We start from the raw sequence: 9878 nt of genomic DNA, 5'->3' as shown, positions 1-9878 counted from the left end.
CCCATATCCCCCACCAGCGTGGGTGGCGCCCAAGGCGCGCCATTGTGGCGCCGTCCGGTATCCAGCACACCAGCAACTGCCGCATAGTTTGCATCGTGGCCGGCACGCGCCGCCAGTGGCCCAGTTTGCCCCCAACCGGTCATGCGGCCATAGATCAGACGAGGATTCAAATCCAGACAGAGGTCTGGCCCAAAACCGAGACGCTCCATGACACCAGGACGGAATCCCTCGATCAGCACATCGGCATCCTGGATCAGTTTCAAAACCAAGGGCTTCGCTTCCGGGCTTTTGAGATCGATGCAAATCGATTTCTTGCCGCGATTGGCAACAGCCTTTCGCCCACCGCCAAATAGCTGTGAGGCAAAGGTGCCACCGGCACGTTCCAGCAGGCTGACCTCTGCCCCCATATCCGCCAGCAACATCCCACAAAAGGGGCCGGGGCCGATACCGGCGAACTCCACGACCTTGATGCCAGCCAAAGGGCCGGATGTTTTATTTTCTGAGGTTTTTTGCATGCTAGGCCCGGATTGAAAAATTCAGGTTAATGATGATTGAGCGTGCCGTATTTTTCCAGCACAACACCATTTTTGTCTGCACGCCATACCGAGCAGCTTGCGTGAGCCTCATCGAGGCATTTTCCCGGCACCAACGGACACTGAGCGAGGCACCGGGGCAGCCCATGGCTGCAACTCAATAGACCCGCTTGTCTTCAATCACCTTTCCATCGTTCGGCAAACTTCCCGGTGACACAAAAGCGACCGTGCCACGCAATTTGGTCTGTTCGCGCAGGGCTTTGACCAGTTCACTCTCCAAGGCCGGCGCAAGGTCTTCCAGCTCGCAGTGCAACACCATGCGATCCTGAGCATCCGGGTTATCGACAACCAGACGCATGCGCGATATCTCCGGATAATTCTTGGCAATTTCGGCAATCTGCTCGGGATGAACGAACATGCCCTTGACCTTGGTGGTCTGGTCGGCACGCCCCATCCAGCCTTTAAGACGGACATTGCTACGGCCACACGGGGAACGTCCCGGCATGATGGCTGACAAGTCACCGGTAGCAAAACGAATCAATGGATAGTCGGCGTTGAAGGTGCTCACCACAACCTCGCCCACTTCACCATCGGGTACCGGATCACCGGTGCCCGGCCGGACGATTTCGACCAGCACATCCTCTTCAACGACCAGTCCGGCTTCTGCTTCGGTTTCGTAGGCAATGACGCCAATATCCGCCGTTGCGTAGCACTGACGCACGACAATTCCACGCTCCGCCAGCCAGGCACGGGTCACGCCTGGCAGTGCCTCGCCGGATACGCAAGCTTTTTTCAGCGAACTGATGTCAGCCCCGGTTTCCTCAGCCTTTTCGACAATGATGCGCAAGAACGATGGCGTACCGACATAACCATCCGGGCGCAACTCGGCAATCGCCTGCACCTGCTGTTCGGTCTGCCCGGTGCCACCGGGAAATACCGGACACCCCAACTTGCGGGCGCCACCTTCGAAAATGAACGCCCCCGGTGTGAAGTGGTAGGAAAAACAGTTGTGGATCAGATCGCCATTGCGAAAACCTGCGGCGTAAAGCACACGTGCCATGCGCCAGTGATCGGTTTCCATCCCCTGCAGTTCGTAGATCGGACCGGGTGAAGCAAAAACCCGTTTGGCCCGAGTGCGCGGCAACGCGTTCAGACCGCCGAACGGCGGGTGTTTTTTCTGCAGCTCAATCAGATCGCGCTTACGCGTCAGCGGCAAAGCCGCCAGTGCCTCGCGACTGGCGCACTGGAAGGGGTTGACCCCGGCAAACAGCTGAAAATAGTGATGTGTCGTTTCCTTGGCGTGCGCCACCTGACGGGCCAGCCGGTCCATCAGGTTCGCTTCGCGCTCGGCCGGATCGCGCGTTTCCAGCGGATCGTAGTAACTCATGACAGCCACCGCTTGCGGCGACGGTAATGCTTCACTTCCTTGAAGGACTTGCGGCCGGCAGAAGACAGGCCAAGATAGAACTCCTTGACGTCTTCGTTGGTGCGCAGATCTTCCGCTGCGCCTTCCATGACCACCCGCCCGTTTTCCAGGATGTAGCCAAAGTCGGCGTAGCGCAGTGCGACCATCGTGTTCTGTTCGGCCAGCAGGAAACTGACCTGCTCGCGGCTATTCAGATCCTTCACGATCTCGAAGATTTCTTCGACGATCTGCGGTGCCAGCCCCATCGACGGCTCGTCGAGCAAAATCATTTCCGGCTTGGCCATCAAGGCCCGGCCGATGGCACACATCTGCTGTTCGCCACCGGAGGTATAACCGGCCTGCGAGGTGCGACGTGTCTTGAGGCGAGGAAAATAGTGATAAACCTTTTCCAGGCTGTCCTTCAATTCGGCACGCGAAATGGAACGCGTATAGGCACCAGTCAGCAGGTTTTCTTCAATGCTCAGGTGGGCAAAGCAATGCCGCCCCTCCATGACCTGGATGACGCCGCGCTTGACCAGTTCGTTGGGTGTCAACTGGTCGATGCGCTGGCCCTTGTATTCGACCGAACCCTTGGTGACATCGCCGCGTTCGGCGCGCAACAGGTTCGAAATGGCTTTCAATGTGGTCGACTTGCCGGCGCCATTGGCACCCAGCAAGGCAACGATCTTGCCCTTGGGGACGGCGAGCGAAACACCTTTGAGCACCAGAATCACGTGGTCGTAAATGACCTCGATGTTATTGATGTTCAGATAGTGGTCGCCCCTGGGGCCAGCCTCTGTTTCCATGCTCGTAGCAGCTTGTATATTCATATCGTTTCCCGAAGCGTGGCGGTTGAAAAACGGCAAGGGAAAAGTCCCTTGCCGCTTCCCGAAAGCGCCTTACTTTTCCTTGCTGCAATCACGCGGCGTGATGCCCTTTTCCTTGGCGTACTGCTTGGCGGATGCCTGGAACAATGGGTGGATCAAGCCCTTGTTACCCTCGATCCAGCCAGAAACCGGTACCCATTTGGCGCCGTCCCATTGCTGAATCTTCACCTTGCCGGAACCTTCGTGGTTGTCGCACGAGGTCTTGATTTCCGGCAGCAGATCGGTAGCACCGATTTGCTTCAGACGAGCATCGGTGATGTTCAGGTTTTCCAGCGCCCAACGCATTTGTTCACCGTTCAGCGCCTTGCCCTTGCCGTATTTCTCCTGCCCCTTGCGAATCGCCTCGACCGACAGCACAGCCGCTGAAACACCGCGGTTGTACAACACGGTACCGATCTTGGCCTTGTCCTGCAGATTGCCCTTGTTGGCGCCGTAAACAACTTTCTCGATATCGGCAATGACGGGTACCTGCTTGCCGGCCACGTTCCAGGTCGCAGCCATGAAGCCCTTGGCGGCGTCGCCAGCCGGGATCACGTCTTCCTCGGAACCGGTCCACCACGAACCAATCATCTTTTCACGCGGGAAACCGACCTTCTGGGCCGACTTCAGCGCGGTCTGGTTCATCACGCCCCAGCCCCAGAAAACCACGTAATCCGGCTTTTCCTGACGAATGCGCAACCACTGGGCATTCTGTTCGTTCCCCGGATGGGCAACCGGAATCTGGACCAGCGAGAACTTGTTCAGCGAAGCCTCGGCTTCCATCGCAATGATCGCTTCCTTGCCATAGGCAGAGTCGTGGTACAGATAGACGATCTTCTTGCCGGCCAGATTGCCGCCAACCTTTTCCTTGATGAACTTGACGATGGCCGATGCCTGCATCTGGTAGGTCGTGACCAACGGGAAGGCGTACGGGAAGACCGAGCCGTCAACTGCATCGGTGCGGCCATAACCCATCATCGCCAGCGGCAGCTTGTCCTGCGCCGACTTGTCGATCAGAGCATAGGAAATACCGGTCGACATGGTGTGGATCGGACCTGCCGAATCCTTGGCCTTGCCCTTCAGACGTTCGTAGCACTCGATGCCCTTGGCGTTGTTGTATTCGGTCTCGCACTCTTCCCAGGTCATCTGAACGCCATTGACGCCCTTTTCTTTCAGATTGACATAGTTCAGATAATCGATGAAGCCGCCGTAGAACGCCTGGCCGTTGGCGCCATAGGCACCCACGCGGTAGCTCGGGATCGGAAAATACTGATCAGCGGCCGCCGCAGTCTGCGACAGCATGGCCAGGGAAACCGCAGCAGCGGCAACAGCAGGTTTGAAGTTTTTAATCATGTAATGTCTCCTCCAGTGTTACAAAATAACGGCTATTCCTCGGTTTAGTGAGGGAACGGCCACAAGCGCAGTTTCTCCTTCGCGATCTGCCACAAACGGGCCAACCCGTGCGGCTCGACGATCAGGAAGAACATGATCAGCGCACCGAACACCATGATCTGGATGTGCGACACGGTAGCGCTGGAAAATGGCAGGCCGAACAGATCGGCGACGAAAGGCAGGGTGATATCCAGGAAAATCGGCAGCAGCAGAATGAAGCCGGCACCGAGGAAAGACCCGAGAATCGAACCGACCCCGCCGACGATGACCATGAACAGGATGCGGAAGGACATGTCGAGCGAGAAGCCATCCGGCTCGACCGAACCTAGATAGCAATAGGCATACAAGGCACCGGCCACGCCGCAGTAGAAGGAACTGACGGCGAAGGCCAGCAGCTTGGTATGCATCAGGCGGATGCCGATCACCGACGCGGCGACGTCCATGTCGCGCACCGCCATCCAGGCCCGGCCGGTCGACGAACGCACCATGTTCTTGGCCGCCAGCGCCATCAACGCAACGATGGCCAGCACCAGCAGGTACTTGTCGCGCGGCGTATCGAAGGCATAACCCAGGATGTTGATGTTATGTGCCGAAATCACACCGGACGACGAGTTGTTCGACAGCCAGGGAAACTTGGTCAGACACCAGACGATGAAGAACTGCGCCGCCAGCGTCGCCACGGCCAGGTAAAAGCCCTTGATGCGCAACGATGGCAAACCGAACAGGATACCCACCCCTGCTGCGGTCAACCCGGCGCAGATGAAGGAAACCAGGATCGGCATGCCTTCGACCCGGAGCTGGAAGTTGTAGGCAGCGTAAGCGCCGACGGCCATGAAGGCTGCCGTGCCGAGCGACAACTGGCCGGCATAACCGGTCAGGATGTTCAGACCGAGCGCGGCCAGGGCAAAAATCAGGAAGGGAATCAGGATGGCCGAGAACCAGTACTCGCTGGCAAACAACGGAATCCCGAAAAAGGCAACGGCAAGCAACAGGACCAGACCGATCCGATCCTGACGGATCGGAAACAACTGCTGGTCGGCAGCGTAGGAGGTCTTGAATTGACCGGCTTCGCGGTAAAGCATGGTGATTTCTCCTTATACCCGGTCGATGTGTTTTTCGCCGAACAGGCCTTCGGGCCGGACCAGCAGGAAGAGCAAGGCAAGCACGTACGGGAACCAGCCTTCGATACCGCCGAAGTTGCCGCCGAACAGGTCTTGCATGACCGGGGGAATATAGATTTCAGCCAGTTTTTCCGAGGCACCGATGATCAAGCCGCCAACAATCGCGCCCGGCACCGACGTAAAGCCGCCGAGGATCAGCACCGGCAAGGCCTTGAGTGCGGTAAAAGTCAGCGCGAACTGCACGCCGTTGCGCGCCCCCCACATCATGCCGGCGACCAGTGCGACAAAACCGGCAACGCCCCAGACGATGGCCCAGATGTGCTGCAGCGGAATACCGATCGACAAGGCGGCCTGGTGATCATCCGCCACGGCGCGCAGCGCCCGGCCAATGCGGGTGTACTGGAAGAACAGGGCCAACGTGGCAACCAGCACGGAAGCGACACCGGCAGCTACCAGGTCGAACTTCGAAATCACCATGTTCCAGTTTTCCAGGATATAGGGGATGGGCTCGTCGACGATGCCGATGTCCAGTGCGCGCGGGTCACTGCCGAAAATCATCGGGGCCAGACCTTCGATGAAGAAGGTCAGGCCGATGGTGGCCATGAACAGCGCAATGGGCGGCTGATTGACCAGCTTGCGCAGCACGAATTTCTCGGTGCCGATACCGAAGGCGGTCATCACGGCAAACGCCAGGATCACGGCCAGCCACAGCGGCGCACCCCACTCCATGATGCCGACCACCGACAGCGCGGCCAGATAAACCATGGCCCCCTGAGCGAAGTTGAACACCCCGGATGCCTTGTAGATCAGCACGAAACCCAGAGCCACCAGCGCGTACATCACGCCGGACAGCAGGCCGCCAATCAGGACTTCAAAAAAGAATTCCATGTTCTGTCCCTCCTCAGTGACCAGCGCCCAGATAGGCCTTGATCACGTCTTCGTTATTCTTGACCTCGTCGGGCACGCCGTCGCCGATCTTCTTTCCGTAGTCGAGCACGACCACGCGGTCGGAAATATCCATGACGACACCCATGTCATGCTCGATCAGCACGATGGTGGTGCCGAACTGGTCATTGACGTCGAGGATGAAGCGGCACATGTCCTGTTTTTCTTCAACGTTCATGCCGGCCATCGGCTCGTCGAGCAGCAACATGGAAGGCTCGGCAGCCAGCGCCCGGCCCAGTTCGACGCGCTTTTGCAGGCCGTAGGGCAAACGGCCAACCGGCGTCTTGCGAATGTGCTGGATTTCCAGAAAGTCGATGACCTCTTCCACTTTCTTCCGGTGCTCCAACTCTTCCTTTTTCGCCCGACCGAACCACAGCGCATGCTCGATGAAGTTAGCCTTCATCTTGGTAATGCGCCCGGTCATGATGTTGTCGAGCACGCTCATGCCCTTGAACAAGGCAATATTCTGGAAAGTGCGGGCAATATTCTGCTGTGCCGCCATGTGCGGCTCCATTTTCTTGCGCTCGTTGCCGTGCCAGAAAATCTTGCCTTCCTGCGGGTGGTAGACGCCGTTGATGACGTTGAGCATCGAACTCTTGCCGGCACCGTTCGGGCCGATGATGGCGCGGATTTCATGTTCACGGACGTTGAAGGAAATATCGGTCAGCGCCTTGACGCCGCCGAAGCGGAGCGAGATGTTCTGCAGGTCGAGAATGACGTCGCCTATTTTTTTGCTCATTTTCAGGCCGCCTTTTTGACAATCGGGAAGGTTTTGCAGTCGATGATCTTCAGGTCGGCCGACACCTTGCCACGCCGGCCATCCTCGAACTTGACCTCGGTTTCGATGAATTGCGAAGCCTTGCCGCCGTACAGCGCATCGATCAGCACCTTGTATTTTTCCGACACGAAATTGCGCCGCACCTTGCGTGTCCGGGTCAGTTCGTCGTCATCCGGATCGAGTTCCTTGTGCAGCACCAGGAAACGGTGGATTTGCGAATCCGCAACCATGCTGTCATTGACGAGCGTGCCGTTGATCTGTTCGACGCATTCGCGGATCAGTTGCAGCACATCCGGTTTGCCAGCCAGATCGGCGTAACCGGAATAAGCGATACCACGCCGCTCGGCCCAGTTGCCGACGGCGCCGACGTCGATGTTCACAAAGGCGCAGACCATCTCTCGATCGTGGCCGAAACAGACCACTTCCTTGATGTACTGGAAGAACTTCAGCTTGTTCTCGATGTAGTTCGGGGCGAACATGGCGCCATTGACCAACTTGCCGACGTCCTTCGCCCGGTCGATGATCTTCAGATGGCCTTCCGCGTCGAGGAAACCTGCATCGCCGGTCAGGAACCAGCCGTCGGCATTGCAGGCTTCGGCGGTTGCATCGGGACGCTTGTAATACTCCTTCAACAGCATCGGCCCCTTGACCAGCACCTCGCCGTTATCGGCAATCTTGATTTCGACGCCGGGGGCCGGTTGACCGACGGAATCGAACTTGATCGCGCCATCCGGCTGCAGGCAGACGTAGGCACAGGTTTCGGTCTGGCCGTAGAACTGCTTCAGGTTGATGCCGATCGAACGGTAGAACTTGAAGAGTTCCGGACCGATTGCCGCACCGGCGGTATATGCGACGCGCACCCGGCTCAGGCCGAGCACATTGCGCAAGGGACCGTACACCAGCAGGTTGCCCAGCGCATATTGCAGGCGATCTGCGGTCGACACCGGTTTGCCGTCCAGAATGTCGGCACCGCAGCGATTGGCGACGGCCATGAAGTGGTGGAACATTTTCTGTTTCAGCTTGCCGGCGTCTTCCATGCGAATCATCACCGAGGTCAGCAGGCTTTCGAAAACGCGCGGAGGGGCAAAGTAATAGGTCGGCCCGATTTCGCGCAGGTCGGTCATCACCGTATCGCCGGACTCCGGGCAATTGATCGTGAAACCAGCGACCATCGCCTGGGCAAAGGAGAACAAGTGGTCGCCCACCCAGGCCATCGGCAGATAAGACAGGATGTCGCCATCGGCATCCATGCGATCAACTTCGATGCCACCGCGTGCGGCGGCGATGAATGCGGCATGGGTCTGGCAAACGCCTTTCGGCTTGCCGGTCGTGCCGGAGGTGTAGAGCATGACCGAAATGTCGTCAAAATGACCGGCTTCGATTTCGGCATTGAGGAAGCTGGGGTGATTGCGGTCGTGAATCCGTCCCATCTCCATCAGCTCGTGAATATCGTGCAGGAAGGGCTGGTTGTAATGCCGCATGCCGCGCGGATCATCGTAGATCACATGCTCGATGCTCGGCACCTGTTCGCGCACCTCAAGCATCTTGTCGACCTGCTCCTGATCCTCGACGACGACGAAGCGGATGCCGGCATCCTGCAGCACGAACAGCATTTCAGCCGCCACGGCATCCTGGTACAGCGGGACCGGCACACCGCCCAGGCACTGGGCTGCAGCCATCATCATGTACAGATGCGGCCGGTTGTCGCCAACAATCGCCAGATTATCGCCGCGTTTGAAACCCAGCTCGGCCAGACCACAGGCCAGCGCGCGAACGCGTTCGGCGACGTCCGACCAGGTCCAGGTTTGCCAGATACCGAGATATTTTTCGCGCATGGCCGGCGCATTGGGCCGGACATGGGCGTGATGCAACAGCAGCCGCGGGAAGGTGTGCAAACCATCCAGCGCGGCGTAATTCGCCTGCGTGGGCATATATTTTGTCTCCTCTTGCCGCGCTTTCGAAGTAGCGCGGTCTAACGTTCGTTTGAAGCATTGTGGGCATTACTGCCAACCCCGTAAACCTTGCAGTGCACAAAGTCATACGCCCACATTTGCAATCCAGTGTAGGGACAAGCGCATCGTATAATTGTCATTCGGCAGACAATCCAGGGAAATAAATTGAAAAACATCGAGGAACTGCTGCGCACCTCGCTATGGGGGAAATCGCTGAGCGAAGAGGAGATGCAGCGCGCACTGGCCGGCACCATCGAAAGGAGCTATGCGGCCGGTGCTTTCATTTGCATGAAGGGCGAGCCGGTGACCCACTGGATGGGCATCATCGATGGCCTGGGCAAAATGGCCAGTCACTGGACTACCGGCAAGACCACCTCGCTGACCGGCATCAGCAGCGGCGCCTGGTTCGGTGAAGGTTCGTTGCTCAAGGAAGAACCGCGCCGTTACGATGTCATGGCGCTGCGCGAAACCCGCGTTGCCTTCATGAACCGCACGACTTTCCTCTGGTTGCTCGATCACAGCATTCCGTTCAACCGTTACATGATCACGCAGTTGAACGAGCGTCTCGGCCAATTCATCGGCATGATGGAAAACGAGCGCATGCACGATGTCGATACGCGCATTGCCCGCGTACTCGCCGCCCTGTTCAACCCCGTGCTCTATCCGGGCACCAATCGCCTGCTGCAGATTTCGCAGGAAGAGCTGGGCTATCTGGCCGGCGTTTCGCGCCAGCGGGCCAATCAGGGCCTGAAAGTGCTCGAAGATGCGGGACTGGTGCGCAGCGAGTATGGCGGCATCAACGTGCTGAACCTTGACGGCTTGCATCAGTTTGGCGGATAAAACGACTCCCATGCAGACTCTGGCATTTACTCCTGGAACCGGCAAA

9 protein-coding genes are annotated in these 9878 nt (G+C 58.1%); 1 reads left to right on the top strand and 8 read right to left on the bottom strand.

The window, feature by feature from the left end; translation table 11 throughout:
- The 8 genes from RCI20_RS03900 to RCI20_RS03865 form a co-directional block, all read right to left on the bottom strand.
- On the bottom strand, positions 1-515 hold a 515-nt coding region (locus RCI20_RS03900), incomplete at its 3' end, for a CaiB/BaiF CoA-transferase family protein (protein WP_306603238.1).
- A gap of 175 nt (positions 516-690) precedes the next feature.
- The gene (locus RCI20_RS03895; RefSeq protein WP_306603237.1) at positions 691-1920 is read right to left on the bottom strand and encodes a phenylacetate--CoA ligase family protein; all 1230 of its coding nucleotides are present in this window, start codon (positions 1918-1920) and stop codon (positions 691-693) included.
- Positions 1917-2768 carry an ABC transporter ATP-binding protein gene (locus RCI20_RS03890; protein WP_306603236.1) on the bottom strand — a complete coding sequence of 284 codons (852 nt, stop codon included), beginning with the start codon at positions 2766-2768 and terminating at the stop codon, positions 1917-1919. The genes RCI20_RS03895 and RCI20_RS03890 overlap by 4 nt, the downstream gene beginning before the upstream one ends.
- Before the next feature lie 69 nt (positions 2769-2837).
- Positions 2838-4157: an ABC transporter substrate-binding protein gene (locus RCI20_RS03885; RefSeq protein ID WP_306603235.1), complete on the bottom strand. Its 1320-nt coding sequence runs from the start codon at positions 4155-4157 to the stop codon at positions 2838-2840.
- A 44-nt stretch (positions 4158-4201) separates the two neighbouring features.
- Complete coding sequence (locus tag RCI20_RS03880; RefSeq protein ID WP_306603234.1) at positions 4202-5278, bottom strand: branched-chain amino acid ABC transporter permease; 1077 nt, start codon at positions 5276-5278, stop codon at positions 4202-4204.
- 12 nt (positions 5279-5290) lie between these two features.
- Entirely contained in the window at positions 5291-6205 is a 915-nt protein-coding gene (locus tag RCI20_RS03875; RefSeq protein ID WP_306603233.1) for a branched-chain amino acid ABC transporter permease, read from the bottom strand.
- A gap of 13 nt (positions 6206-6218) precedes the next feature.
- Complete coding sequence (locus RCI20_RS03870; RefSeq protein ID WP_306603232.1) at positions 6219-7001, bottom strand: ABC transporter ATP-binding protein; 783 nt, start codon at positions 6999-7001, stop codon at positions 6219-6221.
- A gap of 2 nt (positions 7002-7003) precedes the next feature.
- On the bottom strand, positions 7004-8971 hold the full coding sequence (locus tag RCI20_RS03865) for a long-chain fatty acid--CoA ligase (RefSeq protein ID WP_306603231.1): 1968 nt from the start codon (positions 8969-8971) through the stop codon (positions 7004-7006).
- Between the two features lie 186 nt (positions 8972-9157).
- Here RCI20_RS03865 and RCI20_RS03860 point away from each other — a divergent pair, with 186 nt between their 5' ends.
- Positions 9158-9832: a Crp/Fnr family transcriptional regulator gene (locus tag RCI20_RS03860; RefSeq protein WP_306603230.1), complete on the top strand. Its 675-nt coding sequence runs from the start codon at positions 9158-9160 to the stop codon at positions 9830-9832.
- Positions 9833-9878: the final 46 nt, after the last annotated feature.

The sequence above is a fragment of the Azonexus sp. genome (assembly GCF_030824335.1).
GTDB lineage: Bacteria > Pseudomonadota > Gammaproteobacteria > Burkholderiales > Rhodocyclaceae > Azonexus.
Note: the sequence above shows the minus strand (reverse complement) of the source record. Positions and strands in the feature narration are given on the sequence as shown.